Annotated in this window: 23 protein-coding genes; 17 read left to right on the forward strand and 6 right to left on the reverse strand. The window is 66.4% G+C overall.

What is annotated here, in order from left to right:
- A partial coding sequence (locus ACTIAO_RS12445; RefSeq protein WP_441906541.1) for an NCS2 family permease occupies positions 1-1,400 on the reverse strand: 1,400 nt, incomplete at its 3' end.
- Positions 1,401-1,490: 90 nt separating this feature from the next.
- Between ACTIAO_RS12445 and ACTIAO_RS12450 the strand changes: the two genes are divergently transcribed.
- From ACTIAO_RS12450 to purH, 3 genes are read left to right on the forward strand one after another with little or no spacing between them, the layout of a single operon-like run.
- Entirely contained in the window at positions 1,491-2,786 is a 1,296-nt protein-coding gene (locus ACTIAO_RS12450; RefSeq protein WP_441906542.1) for a cell division protein PerM, read from the forward strand.
- Positions 2,787-2,795: 9 nt separating this feature from the next.
- Positions 2,796-3,377, forward strand: coding sequence for a phosphoribosylglycinamide formyltransferase (gene purN, locus ACTIAO_RS12455; RefSeq protein WP_441906543.1), 582 nt, complete (start codon positions 2,796-2,798; stop codon positions 3,375-3,377).
- A gap of 38 nt (positions 3,378-3,415) precedes the next feature.
- Positions 3,416-5,026 (forward strand): bifunctional phosphoribosylaminoimidazolecarboxamide formyltransferase/IMP cyclohydrolase, encoded by a 1,611-nt coding sequence (purH, locus tag ACTIAO_RS12460; protein WP_441906544.1) that lies wholly within the window; start codon positions 3,416-3,418, stop codon positions 5,024-5,026.
- 44 nt (positions 5,027-5,070) lie between these two features.
- On the opposite strand, the gene ACTIAO_RS12465 is transcribed toward purH, so the two are convergent.
- Positions 5,071-5,502 carry an Lrp/AsnC family transcriptional regulator gene (locus tag ACTIAO_RS12465; protein WP_441906545.1) on the reverse strand — a complete coding sequence of 144 codons (432 nt, stop codon included), beginning with the start codon at positions 5,500-5,502 and terminating at the stop codon, positions 5,071-5,073.
- Positions 5,503-5,627: 125 nt separating this feature from the next.
- Between ACTIAO_RS12465 and ACTIAO_RS12470 the strand changes: the two genes are divergently transcribed.
- The 13 genes from ACTIAO_RS12470 (at position 5,628) to ACTIAO_RS12530 (ending at position 19,160) form a co-directional block, all read left to right on the forward strand.
- On the forward strand, positions 5,628-6,665 hold the full coding sequence (locus ACTIAO_RS12470) for an ornithine cyclodeaminase (RefSeq protein ID WP_441906546.1): 1,038 nt from the start codon (positions 5,628-5,630) through the stop codon (positions 6,663-6,665).
- The gene (gene ctlX / locus ACTIAO_RS12475; RefSeq protein ID WP_441906547.1) at positions 6,662-7,585 is read left to right on the forward strand and encodes a citrulline utilization hydrolase CtlX; all 924 of its coding nucleotides are present in this window, start codon (positions 6,662-6,664) and stop codon (positions 7,583-7,585) included. Before ACTIAO_RS12470 ends, ctlX begins: the two co-directional genes overlap by 4 nt.
- Before the next feature lie 62 nt (positions 7,586-7,647).
- Positions 7,648-9,189 (forward strand): DNA-3-methyladenine glycosylase 2 family protein, encoded by a 1,542-nt coding sequence (locus tag ACTIAO_RS12480; protein ID WP_441906548.1) that lies wholly within the window; start codon positions 7,648-7,650, stop codon positions 9,187-9,189.
- The gene (locus ACTIAO_RS12485; RefSeq protein WP_441906549.1) at positions 9,186-9,701 is read left to right on the forward strand and encodes a methylated-DNA--[protein]-cysteine S-methyltransferase; all 516 of its coding nucleotides are present in this window, start codon (positions 9,186-9,188) and stop codon (positions 9,699-9,701) included. Before ACTIAO_RS12480 ends, ACTIAO_RS12485 begins: the two co-directional genes overlap by 4 nt.
- A 262-nt stretch (positions 9,702-9,963) precedes the next feature.
- Positions 9,964-11,826 (forward strand): ABC transporter ATP-binding protein, encoded by a 1,863-nt coding sequence (locus ACTIAO_RS12490; RefSeq protein WP_441906550.1) that lies wholly within the window; start codon positions 9,964-9,966, stop codon positions 11,824-11,826.
- Positions 11,823-13,637 (forward strand): ABC transporter ATP-binding protein, encoded by a 1,815-nt coding sequence (locus tag ACTIAO_RS12495; protein ID WP_441906551.1) that lies wholly within the window; start codon positions 11,823-11,825, stop codon positions 13,635-13,637. The genes ACTIAO_RS12490 and ACTIAO_RS12495 overlap by 4 nt, the downstream gene beginning before the upstream one ends.
- Before the next feature lie 132 nt (positions 13,638-13,769).
- Positions 13,770-14,618, forward strand: a complete 849-nt coding sequence (locus ACTIAO_RS12500; protein ID WP_441906552.1) for a 3-hydroxyacyl-CoA dehydrogenase — start codon at positions 13,770-13,772, stop codon at positions 14,616-14,618.
- Entirely contained in the window at positions 14,596-14,865 is a 270-nt protein-coding gene (locus ACTIAO_RS12505; RefSeq protein WP_441906553.1) for an FAD-dependent oxidoreductase, read from the forward strand. Before ACTIAO_RS12500 ends, ACTIAO_RS12505 begins: the two co-directional genes overlap by 23 nt.
- Complete coding sequence (locus ACTIAO_RS12510) at positions 14,823-15,713, forward strand: NAD(P)/FAD-dependent oxidoreductase (RefSeq protein WP_441906562.1); 891 nt, start codon at positions 14,823-14,825, stop codon at positions 15,711-15,713. Before ACTIAO_RS12505 ends, ACTIAO_RS12510 begins: the two co-directional genes overlap by 43 nt.
- Before the next feature lie 56 nt (positions 15,714-15,769).
- Complete coding sequence (locus ACTIAO_RS12515) at positions 15,770-16,426, forward strand: hypothetical protein (protein WP_441906554.1); 657 nt, start codon at positions 15,770-15,772, stop codon at positions 16,424-16,426.
- A 45-nt stretch (positions 16,427-16,471) separates the two neighbouring features.
- The gene (locus ACTIAO_RS12520) at positions 16,472-17,539 is read left to right on the forward strand and encodes a molybdopterin-dependent oxidoreductase (RefSeq protein WP_441906563.1); all 1,068 of its coding nucleotides are present in this window, start codon (positions 16,472-16,474) and stop codon (positions 17,537-17,539) included.
- Positions 17,540-17,579: 40 nt separating this feature from the next.
- A complete protein-coding gene (locus tag ACTIAO_RS12525) occupies positions 17,580-18,320 on the forward strand; it encodes an SURF1 family cytochrome oxidase biogenesis protein (protein ID WP_441906555.1) in 741 nt (246 codons plus the stop codon).
- A gap of 9 nt (positions 18,321-18,329) precedes the next feature.
- Positions 18,330-19,160 (forward strand): hypothetical protein, encoded by an 831-nt coding sequence (locus ACTIAO_RS12530; protein WP_441906556.1) that lies wholly within the window; start codon positions 18,330-18,332, stop codon positions 19,158-19,160.
- A 17-nt stretch (positions 19,161-19,177) separates the two neighbouring features.
- Here the strand turns inward: ACTIAO_RS12530 and ACTIAO_RS12535 are convergent, their stop codons facing one another.
- Both ACTIAO_RS12535 and ACTIAO_RS12540 read right to left on the reverse strand, forming a co-directional pair.
- Positions 19,178-20,614, reverse strand: a complete 1,437-nt coding sequence (locus ACTIAO_RS12535; RefSeq protein ID WP_441906557.1) for a GH1 family beta-glucosidase — start codon at positions 20,612-20,614, stop codon at positions 19,178-19,180.
- A 188-nt stretch (positions 20,615-20,802) separates the two neighbouring features.
- Entirely contained in the window at positions 20,803-21,261 is a 459-nt protein-coding gene (locus ACTIAO_RS12540) for a GNAT family N-acetyltransferase (protein WP_441906558.1), read from the reverse strand.
- Between the two features lie 118 nt (positions 21,262-21,379).
- Between ACTIAO_RS12540 and ACTIAO_RS12545 the strand changes: the two genes are divergently transcribed.
- Entirely contained in the window at positions 21,380-23,596 is a 2,217-nt protein-coding gene (locus tag ACTIAO_RS12545; RefSeq protein ID WP_441906559.1) for an NADP-dependent isocitrate dehydrogenase, read from the forward strand.
- 73 nt (positions 23,597-23,669) lie between these two features.
- Here ACTIAO_RS12545 and ACTIAO_RS12550 read toward each other — a convergent pair whose 3' ends face one another.
- Positions 23,670-25,130 (reverse strand): L,D-transpeptidase family protein, encoded by a 1,461-nt coding sequence (locus tag ACTIAO_RS12550; protein WP_441906560.1) that lies wholly within the window; start codon positions 25,128-25,130, stop codon positions 23,670-23,672.
- Positions 25,131-25,264: 134 nt separating this feature from the next.
- Complete coding sequence (locus ACTIAO_RS12555) at positions 25,265-25,744, reverse strand: hypothetical protein (RefSeq protein WP_441906561.1); 480 nt, start codon at positions 25,742-25,744, stop codon at positions 25,265-25,267.
- Between the last annotated feature and the right edge of the window lie 62 nt (positions 25,745-25,806).

Below are 25,806 nucleotides of genomic sequence, written 5' to 3' on the forward strand. Positions count from 1 at the left end.
GCGAAGAACAGCACGAAGCCGAAGCCGACGATCCACAGCAGCGGGTGGATGGTCTTGGCACGACCGGACAGCGCGTTGACGACGATCCAGCTGACGAAGCCCGCGCCGATGCCGTTGGCGATCGAGTAGGTCATCGGCATCACGGTCGCGGTGAGGAACACCGGTAGCAGGACGCGGAAGTCGCTGAAGTCGATGTTCTTGATCTGCGAGAGCATCAGCGCACCGACGAGCACGAGCGCGGCCGCGGCGATCTCGCCGGGTACGAGGCCTGTCAGCGGTGCGAAGAACATCGCCAGCAGGAACAGGACGCCGGTGATCGAGGTCGCAAAGCCCGTGCGCGCACCCTCACCGATACCCGAGCCGGACTCCACGAACACCGTGGCGGACGACGACGAGGTCGCACCACCGGCGAGCGCGCCGACACCCTCGACGACGAGCGCCGACTTGATGCGCGGGAAGTCGCCCTTCCGATCCGACAGGCCGGCTTCACCGGCAAGGCCCGTCATGGTGCCCATCGCATCGAAGAAGTTCGAGAAGATCAGGGTGAACACGATCATCACGAGAGCGACGACGGAGACGCGACCGAGGTCAAATCCGAAGTTGACCTGCCCGATCAGGCTGAGGTCAGGGACACCGACGATCCCGCCGGAGAAGTCGAAGACGAAACCAGAGTCCGGCCAGATCGCGGCGATGATCGCGGAGATCACGGTTCCGGAGACCAGCGCGATGAGAATCGCCCCCTTGAGGCGCAGCGACATCAGTACGCCGCCGATGAGCAGCGTGATGACGAACATGAGCGTCGGGATCGTGGCGACAGAGCCGCCCACGCCGAGGTCGATCGGCGGGGAGGGGTTGCCCGTCGAGGTGACGAAACCGGCGTTGACGAAGCCGATGAACGCGATGAACAGGCCGATGCCGACCGTGATGGCGAGCTTGAGCTGCACCGGAACCGCATCGAAGATCATCTTCCGAAGACCCGTGGCCGCCAGCAGCACGATGACCGCGCCGTTGATCATGACCAGCGCCATCGCCTCGGGCCAGGTCACCGTTCCCACCACGGAGAACGCCAGGAAGGCGTTGATGCCGAGGCCAGCGGCGAAGGCGAACGGCAGACGCGTGACGATGCCGAACAGCAGCGTCATGACACCGGCGGTCAGCGCGGTGGCCGCGGCGACAGCACCGCCGTCGAGGACGTTCCCCGCGACGTCGGGGGTCGAGAGGATGATCGGGTTGAGGATCACGATGTACGCCATCGTGACGAAGGTGACGATGCCGCCACGGATCTCGGTGCCGAACGTCGAGCCGCGCTTGGTGATCTCGAAGAAGCGGTCCAGGCCGTTCTTAGGTTCGGCGGTCGGCTCGGGGGCAGTGTCGGGTGCGGACGAAGGGGCAGTTGTCATCGGGAAACCTCCTCGGGAACGATATCGTGTCCGCGTCGGCGCGCGCGCCCACGCGAGGCGAACAGGTTCTCGTCGTAGTCTCGATGAGTCATGCAACGCCTCCTCGTCGCGATTCTCGCCGCCGTCGACGCTGCCATCGCGGCGGCCGTCGGCCTCGCCGTGCTGCTTGCTCCGCTCACACTGCTGTGGACGCTCGCGTTCGGTGCGACGGCGGACTGGGGCGGGCTGTGGCCGGTCACCGGTACACTCTGGCAGTTCGGTCACGGAGTGCCGATGGACCTCACGATCGTGGATGCCGTGGTTTCGGCCGTCGGCATCGCACCCGAGGCCGCGCATTTCACTCTTTCGCTGACGCCGCTGGCGTTCCTCGTCTTCACGCTGCTGTTCGCGGCGCGCTCGGGCACCCGCGCAGCGCGTTCCGGTGCATGGCTGCTCGGTACGGTCGCCGGCACGGTCGCCTTCACCGCGATCTCCACCGGCGTCGCACTCACGGCACGCAGCAGCATCGCCGAGGTGCCGCTGTGGCTGGCGATCCTGCTTCCCTGTTCCGTCTTCTTCGTCGGTGTGCTCTGCGGGGCCGTGAGCCATGCCTGGCGCGAGGGCGACGGGGGAGCGATCGATCGCATCCATGACCGCGTCGACGGGTGGGGCCCGTGGAGCGTGGTCCCCGGCGAGATCGTCCGCGGGACCGCTGTGGTGACCGTTGCGCTGACCGGTATCGCCGCCCTCGCCGTCGCGGTCTCCGTGGCGATGCGCGGAGGGGAGGTCGTCGCACTCTTCGAAGCCGCGCACGTCGATGCGACCGGCGCGGCCGTGCTCACCCTCGGACATCTCGCCTATCTGCCGACGATGCTGGTCTGGGCCATCGCCTGGGTCGCCGGCCCCGGATTCGCGGTCGGTTCCGGAACCGCGGTCTCACCCGCGGGCACCGAGCTGGGAGTCGTGCCGGGATTGCCTGTGTTCGGGCTGGTTCCGGAGAACAGCTCGATGTGGATGCTGATCGTCGTGCTGCTTCCGGTCGCGGCCGGGGCCTTCGCCGGGTGGATGATTCGCTCGCGGCTCGTCTGGCGCGATGCCGCGGATGCTGCGGCTCCTCGTGCGGTGATCACGGCGGGCATCGCACTGCTGACCGCGGGGATCATCGCCGTGGCCGCAGTTCTGGCCTCAGGGTCGATCGGTCCCGGTCGCATGGCCGAGATGGGACCCTCCGTCGGATGGACGGCGCTCGCCATCGGCGTCGAGGTGCTCATCGGCGCAGCGATCATGCTGCTCGCGCCGCGGCATCGCGACGAGCTGGCCGAGGAGCGCACCGACCGCTGGACCTCCGAGATGGGCGTGTCACCGGTCACGGATGCCGTGGACGGCAGCACGTCCGCTCCCCGCTAGACTGACCGGGTGCTCACGGTCGCCGTTCTCATCTCTGGCACCGGCTCGAATCTCCGCGCCCTGCTCGAAGCCGCACGCCACCCGGACTTTCCTGCGCGGATCGTCGTCGTCGGTGCCGATCGCGACGCCGAAGGGCTCGTGCACGCCGAAGAATTCGGCATCCCGAGTTTCACTGTTCCGTTCCGATCCTTCGACACCCGCGAAGCGTGGGGCGAGGAGCTCGGCCGTCAGCTCGATGTCTGGCAGCCCGACCTCATCGTGCTGAGCGGCCTCATGCGGCTCCTGCCGGCAGCACTCGTCGCGCGCTACTCTCCGCACATCATCAACACGCACCCGGCGTACCTGCCGGAATTCCCCGGTGCCCACGGCGTCCGCGATGCGCTCGCCGCTGGCGCCGAACAGACCGGTGCCAGCGTCATCGTCGTCGACGACGGCGTCGACTCCGGTCCGATCCTCGACCAGGAACGCATCCCGATGCTTCCCGACGATACCGAGCACACGCTCCATGAGCGCATCAAACCCGTCGAGCGTCGACTGCTCATCGACGTCGTCCGACGCATCGCCACCGGCGACCTCGCACTTACCCCCTGACCGATATTTCGCACGCCCCCGCACGAAGGAGATCATCTATGGCCGGCCCGAGCCACGATTCGTCCCTGTACCGCGACCGCGACGTCGTCCCGATCAGACGCGCACTCGTCTCCGTCAGCGACAAGACCGACCTGCTGGTGCTGGCTGCGGCCCTGGCCGAAGGCGGTGTCGAGATCGTCTCGACCGGTTCCACAGCGGCGACCATCCGCGAGGCGGGTTTCGACGTCACCGACGTCGCCACCGTGACCGGAACCGCCGAGATGCTCGATGGTCGCGTGAAGACGCTGCACCCCAGCATCCACGGCGGTCTGCTCGCCGACCTGCGCCTCGAGGATCACGAGCGCCAGCTGTCTGAGCTGGAGATCGCGCCGTTCGAGCTCGTCGTCGTGAATCTGTATCCGTTCGTGGAGACCGTGGCATCCGGTGCTACCGGCGATGACGTCGTCGAGCAGATCGATATCGGCGGCCCCGCCATGGTGCGCGCTTCGGCGAAGAATCATGCCAATGTCGCGATCGTCGTCTCGCCCGAGTCCTACTCGGCGATCATCGAGTCGATCCAGGGCGGGGGCACGAACCTCACCCAGCGCCGTGAGCTTGCTGCCCGCGCGTTCGCACACACCGCCGCCTACGACGCGGCCGTCGCCGCATGGTTCTCCGAGGGCACTCTGAACGATGTCAGCGGTGAACTGCCCGAGCACCTCACGATCAAGGCCGAGCGGCTCGCCACGCTGCGCTACGGCGAGAACGCGCACCAGCGCGGTGCGATCTACACGCGCGTCGGCGAGCACGGCATCGCACAGGCCGTGCAGCTGCAGGGCAAGGAGATGTCCTACAACAACTACGTCGATGCGGATGCTGCGCTGCGCGCTGCCTTCGACATGGTGCTGCCCGCGGTCGCGATCGTGAAGCACGCCAACCCCTGCGGGATCGCGACCACGGCTCCGAACGCCCTCGACCCGATCGCCAGTGCGCACCTCCGCGCCCACGAGTGCGACCCGGTCTCGGCGTACGGCGGCGTCATCGCCACCAACGGCACGGTGACGCTGAAGATGGCCGAGAACCTCAAGGACATCTTCACCGAGGTCATCGTGGCACGGGCGTTCGAGCCCGCAGCGCTCGAGGTGTTCAAGGCGAAGAAGAACCTGCGTCTGCTGCAGCTGCCCGATGACTGGCAGCAGGAGCGCATGGACGTGCGTCTCGTCTCGGGCGGCCTGCTGCTGCAGGATGCCGACCGGTTCCCCGACGACATCCTCTCGGTCGCGAAGAACTGGGAGCTCGCCTGCGGTGAGCGTCCGGACGACTCCGAGCTGGAGAACATGATCTTCGCGTGGAAGGCGTGCCGCGCCGTGAAGTCCAACGCGATCGTCCTCGCCAAGGGCAACGCCACGGTCGGCGTCGGGATGGGCCAGGTCAACCGGGTCGACTCCTGCCGTCTCGCGGTGGAGCGCGCGGGGGAACGTGCGGCCGGTTCGGTCGCGGCATCCGACGCGTTCTTCCCGTTCGCCGACGGGCCGCAGGTGCTCATCGACGCGGGAATCTCGACGATCATCCAGCCCGGCGGCTCGGTGCGCGATGACGAGGTCATCGCAGCCGCGAAGGCGGCCGGGGTCACCATGTTCTTTACCGGGGAGCGCCACTTCTTCCACTGAGCCCGTTTCCGCTGAGCCCACGGGCAGGGGAGCGCGACTGCGGATCAGGCGGTGGCAGAGCTGAGCAGGATGCTCGTCTCGCTGTCGCGGATTCCGTCGATGCCGCGCACGGTGCCGAGGGTCGCATCGAACGCGGCGAGGCTGTCGCAGATGATCTCGGCGACGAGGTCCCAGCGGCCGTTCGTCGTGTGCAGAGCGGCGATCTCGGGGATGCCACGGAGGCTCCGGATCACGCCGTCGGTGTTGCGCCCCTCGACGGCGACCATCATGAGGGCGCGTACGGTCGAGGCCTCTGCTGGGTCGCGTACGCGCACCGAGAAGCCGACGATCGTGCCGTTGTCGGTGAGTCGGCGCAGCCGGCTGTCGACGGTGGCACGGGTGACGCCCAGGCGACGGGCGAGAGTGATGACGGGCTCTCGACCGTTGGCGCGCAACAGCGAGATCAGGCGTCGATCCAGGTCATCCAGAGCACTCATGCTGCAAAACGTATGCCACGAGTGAGCACTCTGTCTATCAAACTACACAAATGATCCATGCTGCTGATTGAAAATTCACCTACCCCGTCCGTACGGTGGAAGTACTGAGCAGAAGGGGGACACCGATGGTCCGTTTTGTCGATGTGCCGGGGATGCAGCGCTGGGTCGGACTGACCGGGCTGGAGTCCGCGATCACCGCAATCGCGGGAGCGATCGAAGAGGACTTCCTGCGTTGGCCGGAGTTCGACAAGTCGGCCCGCGTCGCGAACCATTCGGACGTCGGAGTCATCGAGCTGATGCCGATCAGCGACGCCACCACCTACGCGTTCAAATTCGTCAACGGACATCCGGGCAATCCGGCACGGGGACTTCAGACCGTCACCGCCTTCGGGGTGCTCGCGGACGTCGCCAGCGGATATCCGATCCTGTGGACGGAGATGACCATCCTCACCGCGCTGCGCACAGCGGCGACATCGGCCATGGCGGCACGGGCACTCGCTCCCGCAGGGGCGACCACGATGGCGATGATCGGCACGGGGAGCCAGTCGGAGTTCCAGGCCCTGGCGTTTCGAGCGATGCTCGGAATCGACCGGCTGCGCATCTGGGATACCGACCCGGCGGCGATGGACGCGTTCGAACGCAACATCCGGCCCCTCGGGTTCGACGTCGTCCGGGCCGAGAGCGCGGCGGAGGCGGTGCGCGGTGCGGAGATCATCACGACGTGCACCGCAGACAAGGCCTACGCCACCATCCTCACCGATGACATGGTCGGCGCGGGGGTCCACGTGAACGCGATCGGAGGGGACTGCCCGGGAAAGACCGAGCTCGACCCGCGCATCCTGCACCGCTCGGACATCTTCGTGGAGTACCCGCCGCAGACGCGTGTCGAGGGCGAGATCCAGCAGCTGGATGCTGATCACCCCGTGACCGAACTCTGGCGCGTGCTGCGGGGCGAGGTCGCAGGGCGCACCTCGGCAGAGCAGGTGACGGTGTTCGACTCGGTCGGCTTCGCGCTGGAGGACTTCTCGGCCCTGCGGTATCTGGCTGGAGCTATCGAGGGAACGGATGTCTACCAGGACGTCGACCTCATCGCCGATCCCGCCGACCCCAAGGATCTGTTCGCGCTCGTCGCCGACGCGGCCTCGGTCAGCGCCCGCGCGTGAGCGCCATCTCGGCGCAGGCGCCGGGAGCGGTGCTTCTCATCCGGCCGCATCGCTTCCGCCCCAACCCGCAGACAGCGGCGGACAACACCTTCCAGCGTGAGGCGGGGCATGACGTGGCGCGTGCCGCGTATGACGCCTGCACGAGAGCGGCCGAGCGTCTTGTGCAGGCCGGTGTCCGTGTGCACCTTTTCGAAGACGAGGGCGATGCGCACCCTGACAGCGTCTTCCCCAACAACTGGTTCTCCACGCACGCCGGTGGCCGTGTCGCGGTCTACCCGATGTACGCCCCGAATCGGCGCGGCGAGCGCCGAGCCGACGTGATCGAATTCCTGAAGCTGTCGTACCGCGTGCAGGAGGTCATCGACTACTCCGGTCTCGAGCAGGACGATCTCTTCCTCGAGGGCACCGGAGCGATGGTGCTCGATCACGTCGCACGCATCGCATACGCCGTTCGATCCCGGCGCTGCGACCCTCTCCTCGTCGAGCGCTTCTGCACCGCATTCGGATACGAACCGGTGGTCTTCGACGCTGTCGACTCGGGCGGAACTCCGATCTATCACACCAACGTCATGATGTGCATCGGCACGGACATCGCCTTGATCGGCGTGGACAGCATCGTCCCCGTCGAGCGACGAGCGCAGATCGTCCGCCGCATCGAGGAGAGCGGCCGAACAGTGATCGCGCTCACCGAGGCGCAGGTCGCATCGTTCTCCGGCAACGCCATCGAGCTGCGCGGCCATGACGGGGAGCGGATCCTCGCGATCTCCCAGACGGGGGCCGATGCCCTCACGGCCGCGCAGCGCGCCACGATCGAACGCAGCTGCCGGATCCTGTCGCTCGACATCGCTCCCATCGAGCTCGCCGGTGGCTCGGCACGGTGCATGATCGCCGGCATCCACCTCGACCCTCGGGATTCCTGAAGCCTCACTGCGATGTCCGATTTCCGCGAGCGAGCGCTCTTCCGGCGTGTCAGAGTGGAGGCATGACCTTCCCGGCGATGACCTTCGATGAGCGGTACCGCGCGATCGACGCGCGCGACACCCGCTTTGACGGACAGTTCGTCACAGCCGTGCATTCCACCGGGATCTATTGCCGTCCGTCGTGCCCCGCGCGCACCCCGAAGCAGCAGAACGTGAGCTTCTACCCGACCAGCGCAGCAGCGCACGAAGCGGGTTTCCGCGCGTGCAAACGGTGCCTTCCCGAGGCGGCACCGGGGTCACCGGCCTGGGACCTGCGCGGGGATGCCGCGGCGCGGGCCATGCGCCTCATCGCCGACGGCGTGGTGGAGCGCGAAGGCGTCCCCGGCCTCGCCGCACGCCTCGGCTATTCGAGCCGGCACCTCACCCGTCTGCTGAGCACCGAACTCGGCGCGGGACCCCTCGCGCTCGCTCGCGCGCACCGCGCACATAACGCCCGGATGCTGCTGGTCGGCACCGACCTCGCCATCGCGGACATCGCGTTCTCGGCAGGCTTCGCCAGCATCCGTCAGTGCAACGAGACGATCCGCGAGGTGTTCGGGCTGACGCCGACCGAGCTGCGCGCGCGGCGACGTGCCGCGACGGTCCCCGCTCCCGTGCTCGGCGAGATCGACCTGATGCTGCCCTATCGCGAACCGATGGATGCCCACGGAATCTTCGCCTGGATGGCGGCACGCGCCATTCCCGGCGTCGAGACGAGTACCGCGACCTCCTTCGCGCGGCATCTGCGGATGCCGGGAGGGCCGGCATGGTTCGAGATTCGACAGAGCGATGCCGGCAAGTTGCGGCTCCGGGTCCGGGTCACCCACCTCGGTGACCTCGCACCGCTCGTCGCCACCGCGCGTCGCATCTTCGATCTGGACGCGGACCCCGCCGCTGTCGATGCCGCCCTGTCGCAGCAGACGCTGCTCGCTCCGCTCGTCGCCCGTGTGCCCGGCATCCGAGTGCCCGGCGCCGCGGATCCGCATGAGATGCTCATCCGCGCGATGGTGGGGCAGCAGATCACTGTCGCCGCAGCTCGCACCGCGCTCACCGCGCTGACCGAGGCGCTCGGGGACCCTTCGACAGGCTCTGGGACCGAGGCCGGCTCAGGGACCGGGACAGGCTCAGGGCAGGCGACAGGCGGCGGCATTCTGTTCCCGACGATGACGGCGATCGCGGAGCACGGCGCGGAAGTGCTCCGCGGGCCCGCCGCCCGCATCCGTGCCATCACGGGAGCCGCCGCGGGGCTCGCCGACGGCTCGCTGACGCTGACGGTCGGAGACGACCGCGACGCGCAGCGCGCAGCGCTTCTCGCGATGCCGGGCATCGGACCATGGACCGCGGACTACGTGCGGATGCGCGTGATCGGGGATCCTGACGTCTTCCTACCCGGCGACGTCGCCATCCGTGCGGGTGCAGCGGCCGCCGGGATCCCCGCAGAACCACGGGCTCTCACCGCGTGGGCCGAGCAGACGGCTCCGTGGCGCAGTTACCTTTCCGCGCACCTGTGGCGTGCCGCTCCCGTGCGCACCCCACGAGCAAAGACGACGAAGGAGATCTCATGATCGCTCTCATCCAGACCATCGGCACCCCTGACGGTCCCTTCACGATCCTCGCCTCCCGTTCCGATGCGGGCGACGAGCAGGTCCTCGCCTCCGGGTGGACGGGCGATCACGATGAGCTCGTCGCGCGTCTGGCGGCGAAGCATCGTCCTGCAGAGATCCGCGAGGGCGCGACGGATGCCGCTTCAGCCGTGTCGGCGTACTACGACGGTGACATCACTGCCATCGACGGGGTGCCGGTGCGTCAGTTCGGCACCGAGATGCAGCGCACCGGATGGGATGCGCTCCGGCGCATCACCCCGGGGGAGCCGCTGACCTATGCGGAGTTCGCCACAGCCCTCGGCAGCCCGAGCGCTGTGCGTGCCGCGGCATCCATCTGCGCGCGCAATGCTCCGGCCCTGTTCGTGCCCTGCCATCGCGTGCTGCGTTCGGATGGATCGCTGGGGGGCTTCGCCTGGGGCCTGGATGTCAAGAGGTCGCTGCTCGCCCGCGAACGGGCCCTCAGCTCGCGCTGACCCCGTCTGTCGATCGACGGACATCAGCGCTTGTCTTCGGGAGTCGCTTGGGCATAGTCTGGTGGGCTGTCGCATCGTCCGGTGCGAAGCTTCGAGCCTGAGGAGGACACCATGATTTCGATCGCCGTTGCGCAGATCACCGTTCCTGGCTCGAACCCGGACTTCCTGCGCGGCTGAGTCCGCCCGCTCCACCGGATGCCGCGATTCGTCGCCGCATCCGTCTCACAATCTTCGCTTTCGCACCACAACTCGTCTGAGAGTCATGTCTTCCTCGCCGTCTCCGCTGTCCTCTTCCGCTTCGCTGTCCACCCCCGCAGCCCTCTGGCGTCTCGCCCCGTTCGTCAAACCCGTCGTCTGGAGATTCGTCGGCGGTGCAGCCAGTGCGCTCGGCGCCGCCGTCCTCGGTCTGATGATCCCGATCGTGCTCGAGCAGATCGTCCGCGGCCCGATCGAGTCCGGCGAGATCGGCCTCATCACGCTCGGTGCGCTCGCGGTGCTCGTGCTGGGTCTCGGCGAAGCGGTGATGGTGTGGCTGCGTCGCTGGTTCATCCTGAAGCCCGCCACCGAGGTCGAGTACGGCATGCGCACCCAGCTGTATTCGCAGCTGCAGAGGCTCCCGGTCGCGTTCCACGACCGCTGGCAGTCCGGACAGCTGCTCAGCCGCATGATGCAGGACATCGGGCTGATCCGCCGTTGGCTCTCCTTCGGCCTGATCCTGTTCGTCGTGAACATCCTCACGATCATCATCGGCTCGGTGCTGCTGTTCCGCTGGCACTGGCTGCTGGGAGTGATCTTCCTCGTCACCGGCATCCCGATGTGGATTCGCGGCTACCTGTTCGAGAAGCGCTACGGCGTGCTCACCCGGCGCAGCCAGGACCAGACCGGTGACCTGGCCACCAGCGTTGAGGAGAGTGTGCACGGCATCCGCGTGCTCAAGGCATTCGGCCGTGGCAAGCACGCCCTGAACCGCTTCTCCGGACAGGCCGAGACCCTGCGCGAGACGGAGATGAGCAAGGCGCGCTCGGTCGGCGGCCTGTGGTTCTTCCTCGACCTGATGCCGCAGATCGCGTTCGGTGTCAGCCTGATGACGGGCATCTGGCTGATCTCGCAGGGCGCGATCGAATTGCCGGAGCTGTTCGCATTCTTCGCGATGGCGACCGTGCTGCGCTGGCCGATCGAGTCGATCGGCTTCCTGTTCTCATTCATGCTGGAGGCGCGGACAGCGACCGACCGCGTGTTCGACATCTTCTCCGAGACGAACAGCATCACCGACCCGGGAAACCCCGTGCGGATCGATGAGCCCCGCGGCGAGCTCACGTTCGAAAGCGCCCACTTCCGGTATCAGGATGCCGGGTCCGTCGAGCGTGATCTGCTCGACGGCATCGATCTCGTCCTGCGTCCGGGGGAGACCATGGCGTTGGTCGGACTCACCGGCAGCGGCAAGACCACGCTGACCACACTGCCCGCACGCCTGTATGACGTGACAGGCGGCCGTGTGCTGCTCGACGGGGTCGATGTGCGCGATCTGACGTTGACCGAACTGCGCACGCACATCGCGATGGCGTTCGAGGATGCCACGCTGTTCTCGGCATCCGTGCGTGAGAACGTGCTGCTCGGGCGCGCAGAACTCGACATCCACAGCGAAGAAGGCGAACGCGTCATGCGCGAAGCGCTCGAGGTCGCACAGGCGGGCTTCGTCGACGAACTGCCGGAGGGCGTGGAGACCGTCATCGGCGAGGAAGGCCTCAGCCTCTCCGGTGGACAGCGTCAGCGCCTCGCCCTGGCGCGGGCCGTCGCGGCGAACCCCAAGGTGCTCGTGCTGGATGACCCGCTGTCCGCACTGGACGTCGACACCGAAGCGCTCGTCGAGGAGGCACTGCGTCACGTGCTCGCCGAGACGACCGCGCTCATCGTCGCGCACCGTCCCTCGACGGTTGCGCTCGCGGACCGCGTCGCCCTGCTCGAGCGCGGGCGCATCACCGCCGTCGGCACGCACTCCGAGCTTCTCAAGACGAGCGCGCACTACCGGCATGTGATCTCGAGTCTTGAGGCTGAGGAAGCAGTGCGCACCGGTGCGATCCCCGTCATCGATACGCACGACGAAGAAGAGGAGGTGCAGGCATGAGCGCGGCACTCACCGGTACTCAGGGCGAGGATCGCTCCACCTACACGCGCGAGGAGAGCCGGGCGATCCGCCAGCGCTCGCTGCGACTGCTCGGATCTCTCGTGACCCCGCTGCGCGCGCAGATCGTTGTTGCCGCTGTCGTCCTGGTCATCTCGACCGCACTGCAGGTCGCTGGCCCCATCCTCATCAGCATCGGCCTGGACTGGGCGCTTCCGCAAGTGATCAAAAACGCCAACTGGATGCCGACGTTCCTGATGGGCTTCATCTACCTGTTCGCCGGCGCTGCCGCGGCGGCGCTCATCGGGTGGTACGTCGTCGTCGCAGCACGCATCACCCAGGCCGTGCTCATCGACCTGCGCAAGCGCATCTTCCTGCACACGCAGCGGCTGAGTCTCGAGTTCCATGAGACCTACACGTCCGGGCGCATCATCTCGCGTCAGACCAGCGACCTCGACTCGATCCGTGAGCTGCTTGACGGTGGCCTCAACAACCTCGTCTCCGGCGTGCTGTTCGGCGCTTTCACCTTCATCGCCCTGATGGTGTGGGACTGGCAGTCCGGCGTCATCCTGCTCTTCGCGGGGATCCCCCTCGCGCTGCTGATGCGCTGGTTCTACTCGCGTTCACAGGTCATCTTCCGCGAGTCGCGTGTCATCAGCGCCAGGGTCATCGTGCAGTTCGTCGAGACCATGACCGGCATCCGCGCCGTGAAGGCGTTCCGCAAGGAACCGCGCAACGATGTCGCTTTCCAGAAGGTCGCCGGAGACTACCGCGACGTGAACCGCCGCTCGATGCTGCTGTTCGGGACGTTCGAACCGGGGCTGATGTCGGTCGCTGCCATCACGCTCGGGCTGGTCGTGCTATGGGGCGGCATCCGCGTCGCCGATGGCGCGCTCACCGTCGGCGTGCTGCTGTCAGCGGTGCTGTACGTCCGGAACTTCTTCGCTCCCATGCAGGAGATCGCGATGTTCCTGAACTCGTACCAGTCCGCCACCGCGGCGCTGGAGAAGGTCTCCGGCGTGCTCGACGAGGTACCGACGGTTCCGGACCCGGAGCACCCTGTCGACCTGTGGGAATCGCGCGGTCACATCAACTTCGACGAGGTGACGTTCGGGTATTCGGGGGAGAAGACGATCCTGCCGAACTTCTCGCTCGACATCCCGGCCGGGCAGACGATCGCGCTCGTCGGCACCACCGGGGCCGGCAAGTCGACGCTCGCCAAGCTCATCTCGCGCTTCTACGACCCCTCACTCGGGCACGTGACGCTCGACGGCGTGGACCTGCGTTCGCTGCATCCGAAGGACCTACGCCGTGCGATCGTCATGGTCACGCAGGAGGCCTATCTGTTCAGCGGAACCGTCGCCGACAACATCGCCCTCGGAAAGCCGGATGCGACGCTCGACGAGATCCGGGCAGCCGCGCGGGCGGTGGGTGCGGATGAGTTCATCTCGGCGCTGCCGGACGGCTACAACTCCGATGTGAACAAGCGCGGTGGACGCGTGTCTGCAGGACAGCGCCAGCTGATCTCGTTCGCGCGGGCATTCCTGGCAGACCCCGCGGTACTCATCCTCGACGAGGCCACGGCATCGCTCGACATCCCGTCGGAGCGGCTCATCCAGGACGCACTGCAGACCCTGCTCTCAGACCGCACCGCGATCATCATCGCCCACCGTCTCTCGACGGTGGCGATTGCCGACCGGGTGCTGGTGATGGAGCACGGCGAGATCATCGAGGATGACGCTCCCGCAGCGCTCATCGGCGGTACGGGAAAGTTCGCGCAGCTCCACGCGGCATGGCAGGAGACGCTCGTCTAGCTCAACCGACGGGTGACTCCCCGGGTGAGTGAAGGGGTGAATATCCTCCCCGTGAACGGGTACTTCGTTGACGCGCTCACAGATTCCTCGGTATGGTTGGCGCAAATCCGGTCTCGTATCAATGGAGGAGTCATGCAGAATCTCACCGTTCTCGGCACAGGAGTTCTCGGTTCGCAGATTATTTTTCAGGCGGCTTATTCTGGAAAGAATGTCGTGGCATACGACATCAGCGACGAGATTCTCGCGAAACTCCCGGCGCGGTGGGAACAGCTGAAGCCGTCGTATCTGCACGACCTCCCCGATGCCACCCCGGAGAAGCTCGATGCGGCCGTGGCTCGCATCAGCACCAGCTCGAATCTTGCAGATGCGGTGAAAGACGCCGACCTCGTCATCGAAGCCGTGCCCGAGCGACTGGACATCAAACAGGACACGTGGAAGTCGGTCAGCGCGGTAGCGCCGGCGAAGACGATCTTCGCGACGAACTCCTCGACGCTGCTGCCCAGCCAGATCGCGCCGTTCACCGATCGACCCGAGAAGTTCCTAGCGATGCACTTCGCCAATCAGGTCTGGATCTTCAACACCTGCGAGGTGATGGGGCACCCGGGGACCGACCCGGCGGTGTTCGATGCGGCAGCCCAGTTCGCCGAGCAGATCGGGATGGTGCCGATTCACATCCACAAGGAGCAGCCCGGCTACGTCCTCAACTCGCTCCTCGTGCCGTTCCTCGAGGCCGCCGCGAAGCTGCACATGCGCGACATCGCAAGCATCGAGGACATCGACAAGACCTGGCGGATCTCGACGGGCTCTCCCATGGGCCCCTTCCAGATCTACGACATCGTCGGCATGATGACGCCGTACGCGCTGAACGAGAACAGCGACGATCCCGAGATGAAGAAGTTCGCAGAGCTCATCAAGACGGAGTACATCGACAAGGGATACCTGGGTAAGGCGGCCGGTCGTGGCTTCTACACCTACAACTGAGTTCGATGTCGTCATCGTCGGGGCGGGGTTCGCCGGCGTCGCGGCTGCGCGACGGCTGGGAAAGGACAAGATCCGCACACTGCTGATCGATCGTAATAACTACCAGCAGTTCCAGCCCTTGCTCTACCAGGTCGCCAGTTCTCAGCTGCCGGTGCCGTCGTCAACTTCTTCGGCACGCCCGGAGCGGATGAGTTCACGTACCCGCTGTACTCGGTCGCGGATGCCACGAGCCTCGGATCGGCGTTGATCGCCGAATTCGACCGTGCTGACGCGCGTGCTGCGTCCGGGGACTCGCTGGAGCCTGCCGACATCGTGGTGGTCGGGGCAGGCCCGACCGGCGTCGAAATGGCCGGTGCGCTTGCGGAGACGCTCCAGAACGTGGTCCCGCACTACTACTCGCCTGAGGTGCGCGACGCCTACACCGTCAACCTGGTCGATCTGGGCCCGACGGTCCTCGGACCATTCACCGAACCGTTGCAGAACTATACGCATGATCGCCTGGAGAAGCTGGGCGTGCGGTTGCACCTCAAAACGGGTGTCAAGGAAGTGCGCGGGGACGGGGTCACGCTCTCGGATGATTCGCAGATGGCGGCTCCTCTCGTCATCTGGGCCGGCGGGTTGCACGCTCATCCGGTCATCGGCTCCGCGAGGGTCGCCACTGGGCGCGGCGGACGAATCGACGTGAACGATGACCTCACCGTTCCCGACGCACCCGGTGTCTACGCGCTCGGCGATGCAGCCAATATCCCCGACGGAGCGGGCGCATCGCTGCCGCAGCTGGGCGCGGTTGCGATGCAGTCTGGCGCGTGGGCGGCGAAGAACATCGCGGCCGACCTCGACGGAAAGGCGCGAACGCCATTCCATTACCACGACCGAGGGTTCATGGCGATGATCGGCCGGATGGCCGCCGTCGCCGAGGTCGGGGCAGGGCACACGCAGCTGCACGGACCGTTGGCTTTCGGTGCGTGGCTCGCGGTGCACGATGAGCTCCTTCCATCGGCACGGCCGCGCTACGACGCGCTGAAGCACTGGTTGCGTGACTACCTCACGGCGGATCGTCCCGAGTTCATCGTCGGCGAGGCGACACGCCAGTGAAGACAGCATGCGGGAGAGTAACGACATGACCAAGCACAAGCCTGAGACGGCGCAGGGTGACGATCTCGAGCAATTGGTCACAGCCTCCTCGGCCGCGACCGCTGAGCGAACGCATCGACGTCGAGAGTTTCGCCGGCGGAATGGTGCAGAACAAGGCTCAGCTCCCGCAGGTTCGGGTCGGGAAGCGCTGGTACAGCCCCGCGTGGCTGTTCATCGGTCTCACGATCGTCGGACTCCTCGTGGTGGTCGCCATCTGTCAGCAGCTGCGCCTGTACGACTGGATGAAGGACTTCATCGACACCTACCCGGGGACATCGACGAGCTATGCGCCCGCGATGGATTCCGGTTTCCCCGCATGGTTGCGCTGGCAGCACCTGCTCAATGCGATCTTCATGCTGTTCATCATCCGAGCCGGCCTGCAGATTCTTGCCGACCACCCGCGGCTCTATCTCAACTCCAGTAGCAGACCGGGCAGCGACTGGCTGCGTCTGCGTGGGCCGATCCCGGCCGACCGGATGGATCAGAGCAACCCCGAGCGCGTGTGGACCGCCAAGGACGACTCGGTCGCGTTGCCGAAATGGCTCGGTATTCCCGGCATCCGACACTCGGTGGGTCTGGCACGCTGGTGGCATTTCGGCTTCGACCTGCTCTGGCTGGTGAACGGGCTGGTCTTCGTCATCCTGCTGTTCGTCACGAACGAGTGGATGCGGTAGATCCCGACCTCGTGGGACGTCTTTCCCAACGCGCTGTCCGCGGCGATCCAGTATGGATCGCTCGACTTCCCCGCGAACGAGGGTTACACGACCTTCAACGGGCTGCAGATTCTCACCTACTTCATCACGATCTTCATCGCGGCGCCGCTGGCCCCGATCACGGGAATGCTCCAGGCGCCGTCCATCGCGGCGAAGCTCGGCACGGGAGCGGGACCATTCAACCGGCAGGTAGCGCGCACCGTGCACTTCCTCGTGATGTGCTGGTTCGTGTTCTTCATCGTGGTGCACACAGTCATGGTGTTCATGACCGGTCTCGTCGGAAACCTCAATCACATCGTCCTCGGCGTGAACACCGAGTCGTACGTGCCGCTGGTCGTCTACATCATCGTCATGGTGATCATCGGCGCCCTGTGGGGCGGCGCGAGCCCCTTCACCCTGCGGTACCCGCGCCTGGTGGCACGTGCCGGCCGATTCATGGTCGGCTGGGCCAAGGGCCTCATGGAGTGGTCGACGCCCCGGGCTCAATACAGCGAGAAGGACATCTCGCCCTACTTCTGGCCGAACGGCACCATCCCGCACTCGGAGCAGTACCGGCAGCTGCAGGCCGGCGGATGGAAGGATTACACGCTCCGCATCGGAGGGCTGGTCGAGCACCCGACGACGCTCACCTTCGATCAGATCCTCGAGCTCCCGCACCATGAGCAGATCACCCAGCACTACTGCATCCAAGGCTGGTCCGCCGTGGGCAAATGGGGTGGAGTCCGGATGTCGGACATCCTCCAGATCGTCAAACCCGCACCCGAGGCGAAGTACGTCGTCTTCTACTCGTTCGCCGACGGCGGGGAGGGGGAGCAGTACGGGCGCTACTACGACTGCCACAAGATCGAGCACATGTCCCGGGACATGACGATCCTCGCCTACGAGATGAACGGGGAGCGCCTGAACGAGACGCATGGGGCGCCGCTGCGGTTGCGCAACGAGGACGAGCTGGGCTTCAAGCAGGTCAAGTGGATCGACGCCATCGAGTTCGTGGAGTCGTTCGATCACATCGGCTGGGGTCAGGGCGGCTACAACGAAGACCACGAGTTCTTCGGTTACCGCATGCCGATCTGACGGGGACGTGCGAGTGCGACACCAAGCGCTGAAGGTTCTCATGCGCCCGGGCTGGATTCTCGCCCTTGTGCTCGTCGCGGTGTTCACAACGGGCTGTTTCACGATCATGGCGCCGTGGCAGCTGGACAAGAGCGACACTGTGGCGCACCGCAACGACCTGATCGACCATGCCTTCAGCACGCCTGCCGTCTCCCTCGACGATGTGCAGGCGCCCGGCGCGATGCTGGATTCGGATGATGAGTGGCGCGAGGTCACCGTCCGCGGACGCTATCTCAACGATCACGAGGTGCAGCTGCGCAATCGAGTCTCCGGCGTGCAGAGCGGTGATCAGCTCGTGACGCCGTTTCAGGTGAACGGCACCGAGACGGTGACCCTCGTCAACCGCGGCAGTGTCGGGTCGGAGGGAAGCTCATCGACGGATGTCGCAGCGCCCACCGGGCAAGCGACGATCCACGCGCGGTTGCGTACGCCGGAGACCACCACCCAGTTCAACCCGCCGCGAATTGCTGATGGCGAGCTGGTCGCGTACTCCATCGACCCCGGGCCTCTTTCGGATGCTACCGGGCTGGCGCTCGCCCCGTACTACCTCGAGCTCATGCCGGCGCAGCCGGGCTCTCTCGGTGAGATCGCCTTGCCGTCACCTGACGGACTTCCGCACCTGTCATACGGCGTGCAGTGGCTGGTGTTCGGCGTTCTCGCACCGCTCGCGCTCGTCGCCGCAGCCTGGAGCAGCGTGAAGAACCCTCGATCCAGCACGCCCGCGGAGCCTGTGGCTCGTTAGCATGAAGGGGTGGACCCCCTGATGCTGGCAGTCGAATGGTGGTGGATCGCTCCGGCCGCGGCCGGAGCGGGTGCCGTCACTGCTCTCGGGGTGCGCAGAAGCAGGAAGAGCAGCGGCCGCAGGCTCGCTCTGGATGCCGCGCGCAACGACCTGTCCGATGCGCAGCACGAGGCCGGTCAGCGCAAGCGCGCGGTGAAGCTTGCGCGCGCAGAGCACGCCAGGCTCGTCGCTGAGCGCAGCGCATCGCGCGCGACGAGTTCTGATGTCGCCAGTGCACGCCGCGCGCTGCAGCAGGCCGAGCGCGAGGCGAAGGCTGCCAGCGCCGATGTGCGCGCCCGTCGAGTGCGCGTGAACGTGGCACGTGCGGAAATTCCGCCAGCATCCCGGCAGGAGCGGTTCCCCCTGGCACGGTTGAACCGCGCGCATGACGCGATCACGGCGCGCTGGATGCAGTACGAGACCGATCCCGCCAGGCTCATCGCCTACCCGGTGATGAGCAACGGCAAGGACCCGGCGATGGCCGCGTTCCTCGCCGCTGCACGACGGGCCCGCGATCTGCGACCGGCATCCGAATCCCGAATCACGACGGCGGAATTCGCGGCGTACCGGGATGCCGTCGCAGACCTCGAGCGGACGTTCGACGTCGCCGAGCACACCGCGAAAGAGCGGGCCGCAGGACGAGACCCCGACGCCGGGCCGGCATGGCAGGACTCCGCCCACGCGCTGTTCAACCGTTCGGCAGAGGCCATCGACAAGGCAGCGGGAGCTGCGGCATCCGCTTTCGCAGCATGGAGCGCGCGCCGCAACCCGCCGCCGCGCGACGAGACCCCTGAGCAGTAGGCGCTAGGCAGTAGGCCCTACGCGGGAAGTGCGCGGGTGCGCACGAGGTCCTGGTACCAGCGTCCGGAGTCCTTGACTGTGCGCTCGAGGGTGTCGAAGTCGACACGGACGATCCCGAACCGTTTGGCGTAGCCGTAACCCCACTCGAAGTTGTCCAGCAGCGACCACACGAAGTAGCCGCGCAGATCCACTCCGCGCTGCATCGCCCGGTGCGCAGCAGTGAAGTGACGGCGCAGGTAATCGGTGCGCTCCGGGTCGGGAACGCTGCCGTCTTCGGCGACCTCGTCCTCGAACGCGGCACCGTTCTCGGTCACCATCAGTGCCTGGTCGGGGAACTGCTCCGACAGCGAGAGGAGCAGCTCTTCCAGCCCTTCGGGGGCGATGTTCCAGCCCATCGCCGTGTACGGCCCCGGCTGCTCCACGAATTCCACTGCCTGGTCGCTGCCGGGCCACGCGGTCCCGGCAGAGGTGCCCTTGTGCCCGTCGTTCTGCTGCTTCTCGGAGACGCCGTCCCACAAGCGCACGGTCGCCGTCGAGTAGTAGTTGACGCCGAGCACGTCGATCGGCTGGTTGATGGTCGCAAGGTCGCCGTCCTGGACGAATGACCAGTCGGTCACCTCGGCGGTATCGGCCAGCAGATCGGCCGGGTACTCGCCGCGCAGCATCGGGCCGGTGAACGCCCTGTTGGCGAGAGCATCGATGCGGCGAACGGCCTCGGACGCGCCATCGCCCTGTCCGCGCAGCACGTGGAAGTTCAGGGTGACCGAGTAGTCCGGGTCGCCGGTGGAGGTCGCGCGCAGTGCCTGGATGGCGCGACCATGGGCGAGGTTCAGATGGTGCACGGCCGTCAGCGCGGACGCGGGTTCCGTGCGTCCCGGTGCGTGTCCGCCCTGACCGTAGCCGAGGTATGCGGAGCACCACGGCTCGTTGAGCGTCGTCCAGGTGTGCACGCGGTCGCCGAGGGTCGTGCCCATGATCGAGGCGTACTGCTCGAAGGCATCGGTCGTCGCGCGGGACGTCCAGCCGCCGGCGTCTTCGAGGTACTGGGGGAGGTCCCAGTGATAGAGCGTCGCCACCGGGCGGACGCCGCGATCGAGCAGGCCGTCGACCAGGCGCGAGTAGAAGTCGATGCCGGCCTGGTTGATCTCACCGCCGACGGTCGGCTGGATCCGCGGCCAGGCGATCGAGAATCGGTACGCCTCCAGCCCGAGGCCCTTCATCAGATCGAGGTCCTCGTCGACGCGGTGGTAGTGGTCGCAGGCGACATCTCCGGTATCGCCGTTCCACACCTTGCCCGGTGTCCTGCTGAAGGTGTCCCAGATCGACGGCGTGCGGCCGTCTTCGGCCGCTGCGCCCTCGATCTGGTACGACGCGGTCGCGGATCCGAATGTGAACGATGGCGGGAACACGAGGCCGGAGTCCCGGTAGTCGGGCGAGCCGGTGCTGGTCGTCATTCTGTGGTCTCCTCGAGATTCGCGGTGTAGGTCCGGCTCACGCCATCGGGCGCGGTGACGGTGACAGCGGCACTGCCTGAACCGCCGCGGAACACCCGCAGGGTCAACCCGTCATGGTAGTCGCCTCCGAGAGGGGGAAGGCGACGGGGTCTCGGTGGGGGAGGGGATCCGAGGCCCCGCCGCCGGTACTAAGAGGCGACCTGAATAGAGGCGATGACCTCGCCGTACTCGGTCTCGCCGACCTGGGTGAAGCCGACACGCTCGAAGAACGCACCGGGGCCGGCGTCACCGGCTTCATAGATGACATCGACGTGCGTCATGTCGCGTGTGCGCGCTTCGTCGATCAGTGCAGAGACCGCGTACCGGCCGATGCCGCGACCCTGATCATCTGCATCGACGTTGATGCGCCACAGCACGGAGCGGAAGTGTTCCTCCGGCGCCTCGGGGTCGAAGTTGGCGCTCACGAACCCGACGACCTCATTGCGGTCGAGCACGACGCGCTGCCATGACGTCTGCGGGTTGATGACGGTTGCAGCGATCCCGTACGAGACGGGCGCAAGGTACTGCTCCTGTCCCGGCTTGAGAGACAGGTTGTTGACCGCGACGATCGTCGCAGCGGACAGTTCGACCACGCGCAGTTCAGTCATATGCCCAGGGTAACCTCTCCGGCGAAGGGTATGTCGAAAGTTGTCTGCCAACGTGGATAAGTCGACTCAGGTATCTTGGTATCGAGACAAATTTGACTCGTGAACGGAGAATCTCCCGGTGACCGACGACGCCATCATCTACACGTACACGGACGAGGCACCGGCTCTGGCCACCGCATCGCTCCTCCCGATCGTCCAGGCTTACGCCGGCAAGGCGGGAATCGAGATCGAGACTCGCGACATTTCGCTGGCAGGACGCATCCTCGCGGCATTCCCGCAGCAGCTGTCGGCCGAGCAGGAGGTGTCCGACGCGCTCGCAGAACTGGGCGGTCTGGCAACTCTCCCCGAGGCGAACATCATCAAGCTGCCGAACATCTCGGCATCCATTCCGCAGCTGAAGGCGGCGATCGCGGAGCTGCAGGACCAGGGCTACGACATCCCGAGCTTCCCGGACGAGCCGTCCTCGCTCGACGAGAAGGACATCCGCGCCCGCTACGACCGCATCAAGGGCTCCGCGGTAAACCCGGTGCTGCGCGAGGGCAACAGTGATCGCCGTGCTCCGCTGGCGGTGAAGAACTACGCCAAGAAGCACCCGCACGTGAACAAGGCGTTCCCCGAGGGCTCGAAGACCCGCGTCGTCACCATGAGTGAGAACGACTTCAAGCACAACGAGAAGAGCTGGATCGCCGCACACGACGACGTCCTCAGCATCCGTCACATCGCCGAAGACGGCACCGTCACGGTCCTCAAGGACAACCTCAAGGTGCTCCCGCGCGAGATCATCGACGCGACGTTCCTGTCGGCATCCGCTCTCGACGCATTCCTCGCCGAGACGCTCGAGGCAGCCGCGAACGACGACGTGCTGTACTCGGTGCACCTGAAGGCCACAATGATGAAGGTCTCCGACCCGATCATCTTCGGCCACGTCGTCAAGGCGTTCTTCGCCGAGGTGTTCGACCGCTTCGGCGGCCAGCTGGCCGCAGCCGGCCTCAGCGCCAACGACGGTCTCGGCTCGATCCTCGCCGGCCTGTCCAGCCTGGACGGCGGCAAGGAGATCGCCGACGAGTTCGCCGCGAAGATCGCGGGCGGACCTCGTCTGTCGTACACCAACTCCGACAAAGGCATCACGAACCTGCACGTCCCCTCGGACGTCATCGTGGATGCTTCGATGCCGGCGCTCGTCCGCAACGGCGGCAAGCTGTGGGGCGTCGACGGCGGCGAAGACGACACGCTCGCCGTCATCCCGGACTCGTCCTACGCCGGCGTCTATCAGACCGTGATCGACGACGTCATCGCGAATGGTCCGCTGAACCCCGCCACGATCGGCACCGTGCCGAACGTCGGGCTCATGGCTCAGGCCGCTGAAGAGTACGGCAGCCACGACAAGACCTTCGAGATCGCATCGGCCGGTCGCGTCGAGGTCGTCGACGGTGAGGGCACGGTCGTCATCGAGCACCAGGTCGGCGCCGGCGACATCTGGCGCGCAACGCAGACCAAGCACATCCCCGTCATGGACTGGGTGCGTCTCGCGGTCTCTCGGGCACAGGCCACCGGAGACCCCGCGGTGTTCTGGCTCGACCTGAACCGTGCGCACGATGCGCAGCTGATCGCCAAGGTGCACCAGGCCCTGGCAACGCTCGACACCGACGGTGCGCAGATCTCGATCCTCCCGCCCGAGGAGGCGACGCGCTACACGCTCGCCCGCATGCGTCACGGTCTGGACACCATCTCGGTGACCGGAAACGTGCTGCGCGACTACCTCACCGACCTGTTCCCGATCCTCGAGGTCGGCACGTCGGCGAAGATGCTCTCGATCGTCCCGCTGCTGGCCGGCGGCGGACTGTTCGAGACGGGCGCCGGCGGCTCGGCTCCGAAGCACGTGCAGCAGCTCGTGGAGCAGAACTACCTGCGCTGGGACTCGCTCGGCGAGTTCTTCGCGCTCGCCGCATCTCTCGAGCACTTCGCCGACCGCACCGGGAACGAGAAGGCGCGCGTTCTCGCATCGACGCTGGATGCTGCGACGGGCACCTTCCTCGAAGAGGACCGCTCGCCCGGCCGCAAGCTCGGCACGATCGACAACCGTGGCAGCCACTTCTACCTGGGCCTTTACTGGGCGCAGGAGCTCGCCGCGCAGACGAAGGATGCCGAGCTCGCCGCGGCCTTCGCACCGATCGCCGAGAAGCTGGCGGCCGAAGAGCAGGAGATCGTCGCAGAGCTCGCGGGTGCACAGGGCTCCGCTGCTGATATCGGCGGGTACTACCGTCCGGATGTCGAGAAGGTCGCGAAGGTCATGCGCCCGTCGCAGACGCTGAACGGGATCATCGACGGGTTCTGATTTCTGAAACACGGAAGGCCGGATGCATCAGCATCCGGCCTTCTGCGTTCGTCCGCTCAGTCGATCAGCGGAATCAGTAGTGAACGTTGACGGTGACGCCCTCGGGCGACCAGCCGTAGAGCCATTCGGCCTTGTCGATCGGCATGCCCACGCAGCCGTGGCTCATCGTCACGCCCCAGTTGCTGTGCCAGTAGACGCCGTGCAACGCCTCGTCACCGTTGAAGTACATGACCCAGGGGACGTCGGGCTGGTAGTAGTTCGGCGCCTGGGTGAGATCGCGGTTGCCCATGTTCTGGCTGGAGGTCTTCCAGCCGATCTGGAATGAGCCGGTGTGCGTAGCGTTCTCGCCAGCGCCCGAGGACACGTACCAGGAATCGACGACGGAGCCGTTCTCGATCGCCGAGACGGTCTGCGTCGCGAGGTTGATGTCGATCTCGCGCACGAGCGCTGCGGTCTCGAACGGAGTCTCGGTCACGTCCAGCGGCTGGACACCATTGCCCGACTCGAGTTTTGTCGCGAAGTCGGATGCCACGGTGCTGGTGTCGCCGAGGGCGCGACCGTTCACGCCGACGGTGAGCTCTCTGAGCACATCTCCGCTGGCATTCGTGATGGTCTCCGCAGCGACAGGAGCGCGATCGACAGCGGCGGCCAGAGTATCGACGGTGGCCTGGATGGCGCCTTCATCGGCCACGACCCGCAGCTCGCCGTCGTCATCGACGACGTCGATCCAGGTCGCCGCGACGGCCGGAGCCACCGGAACAGTGCGCTCCTCGCCGACGTAGAAGCCGACTGTGCTGAGCATGGTGTTCAGGTTGCCGGCGAGATCGGCGGCATCCGCGTCGCTCACGGCCGCGGGGGCGTCAGCGGGAGCGCCGGAGAAGCTCCCGGTGTTGGTGTCCGTGCCGACGGCCTCGACGAGGGAAACGGTCAGGGCGTCCAGGTCGATGCCGGTGCCGACGGCAGCGGGAGTAGTTGTGTACGTGCTGGATGCGGTATCGAAGACGACGCTCGCGTCGACGGCATCCTCATAGCTGGAGGGGACGAGCGAGCGCAGGGTGGCATGCGCGACCTCGGGGTCCAGGGTGATGCCCGCCGCGATGGGCTCGGACATCCACGAGCCGAGGTTCCACATCGGGTGATCGGCGAACGCTGTGTCGGCGAGCGCCTTGGCATCGACGGAGGCACCGAGGTCGGCACCGGTGACGACCGGCGATCCATCGGCCTCGCCCAGCGTGATCTGGACCTCGGAGAGGTGCGCAGTCACGACGTCGGCAGCCGCACCCGGGGTCAGACCGCCGACGGGGATTCCCTCGATCGTGGTGCCCGGAGCGATCAGGATGGTCGATGCCGCACCCGCGGCGATCAGCAGCGCGCCGACGCCGATTCCGACCCAGAGGCCGGTGCGGTGCTTCTTCGGTGCGGGCTCGCGTGGCGCCCACTCCAGCGGCGCAGTGCCGTCGTTCGGCGGCAATGGCTCGGTAATCGCTGTGTTCGACGCCGTGTCTGCGCCTGGTGCTGAGATGAGATCGGTCACGAATTCACCCCCCGTGAGTCCAACGTGACATATCTCACTATCATACGGGCTCGCAGATAACGAAAAGGCAACGGTGTGTCAAGACGATGAATGCCCCGAAATCCGAAGACTCCGGGGCATCCTCATCGGGTGTGTCAGCTGCAGAGTTCCTGCAGCGCGGTGGCCGAGGTCGTCATGTCGCTGGTGATGGTGCCCACCTCGGATGCGGCCGACATGTCCTGCTCGACCAGGACCTTCGAGAGCACCTCGCTCAGCGCGCCGAAGTCTTCGTAGACCGCAGTGGTGGCGTCCTTGACCTCGGCGTTGGAGACGCTGTCCGCGGCGTCACCGAAGGCGTCGACGACCGTGTTGAACTGGTCGACGGTGGTCTGCGGGTCGGTGGCACCCGTGGTGTCGATGTCGCCCGCCGCGGCGCTGGCTTCCTGCAGCTTGGGGATGACGATGCCGCACGCCTCTTCTACGGACTGGTCGGTGTTGGTCTCCTCAGCGGGAGCCGAGCTGTCAGCCGAGTCGGCTGCATCGTTCGACGTGTCATCGGAAGCTGCTCCCGAGCAGCCGGTGAGCCCCAGAACGGCGACGGTGGCGATGGCGAATGCTGCGATACGACGATTCATATGTAGTTTCCTCTGTGACGGCACCACGAATGGCGCTTCGATTCTCCGGTCGGTGACCCAGT

It is taken from the genome of Microbacterium sp. (genome assembly GCF_052099035.1).
Taxonomy (GTDB): Bacteria; Actinomycetota; Actinomycetes; order Actinomycetales; family Microbacteriaceae; genus Microbacterium.

Excerpts from the sequence above, each read along its gene's own strand:
- ACTIAO_RS12450 (WP_441906542.1), top strand. The coding sequence starts at position 1,491 with ATGCAACGCCTCCTCGTCGCGATTCTCGCCGCCGTCGACGCTGCCATC.
- purH (WP_441906544.1), top strand. The coding sequence starts at position 3,416 with ATGGCCGGCCCGAGCCACGATTCGTCCCTGTACCGCGACCGCGACGTC.
- ACTIAO_RS12465 (WP_441906545.1), bottom strand. The coding sequence starts at position 5,502 with ATGAGTGCTCTGGATGACCTGGATCGACGCCTGATCTCGCTGTTGCGC.
- ACTIAO_RS12470 (WP_441906546.1), top strand. The coding sequence starts at position 5,628 with ATGGTCCGTTTTGTCGATGTGCCGGGGATGCAGCGCTGGGTCGGACTG.
- ACTIAO_RS12480 (WP_441906548.1), top strand. The coding sequence starts at position 7,648 with ATGACCTTCCCGGCGATGACCTTCGATGAGCGGTACCGCGCGATCGAC.
- ACTIAO_RS12485 (WP_441906549.1), top strand. The coding sequence starts at position 9,186 with ATGATCGCTCTCATCCAGACCATCGGCACCCCTGACGGTCCCTTCACG.
- ACTIAO_RS12490 (WP_441906550.1), top strand. The coding sequence starts at position 9,964 with ATGTCTTCCTCGCCGTCTCCGCTGTCCTCTTCCGCTTCGCTGTCCACC.
- ACTIAO_RS12495 (WP_441906551.1), top strand. The coding sequence starts at position 11,823 with ATGAGCGCGGCACTCACCGGTACTCAGGGCGAGGATCGCTCCACCTAC.
- ACTIAO_RS12500 (WP_441906552.1), top strand. The coding sequence starts at position 13,770 with ATGCAGAATCTCACCGTTCTCGGCACAGGAGTTCTCGGTTCGCAGATT.
- ACTIAO_RS12525 (WP_441906555.1), top strand. The coding sequence starts at position 17,580 with ATGCGCCCGGGCTGGATTCTCGCCCTTGTGCTCGTCGCGGTGTTCACA.
- ACTIAO_RS12535 (WP_441906557.1), bottom strand. The coding sequence starts at position 20,614 with ATGACGACCAGCACCGGCTCGCCCGACTACCGGGACTCCGGCCTCGTG.
- ACTIAO_RS12540 (WP_441906558.1), bottom strand. The coding sequence starts at position 21,261 with ATGACTGAACTGCGCGTGGTCGAACTGTCCGCTGCGACGATCGTCGCG.
- ACTIAO_RS12555 (WP_441906561.1), bottom strand. The coding sequence starts at position 25,744 with ATGAATCGTCGTATCGCAGCATTCGCCATCGCCACCGTCGCCGTTCTG.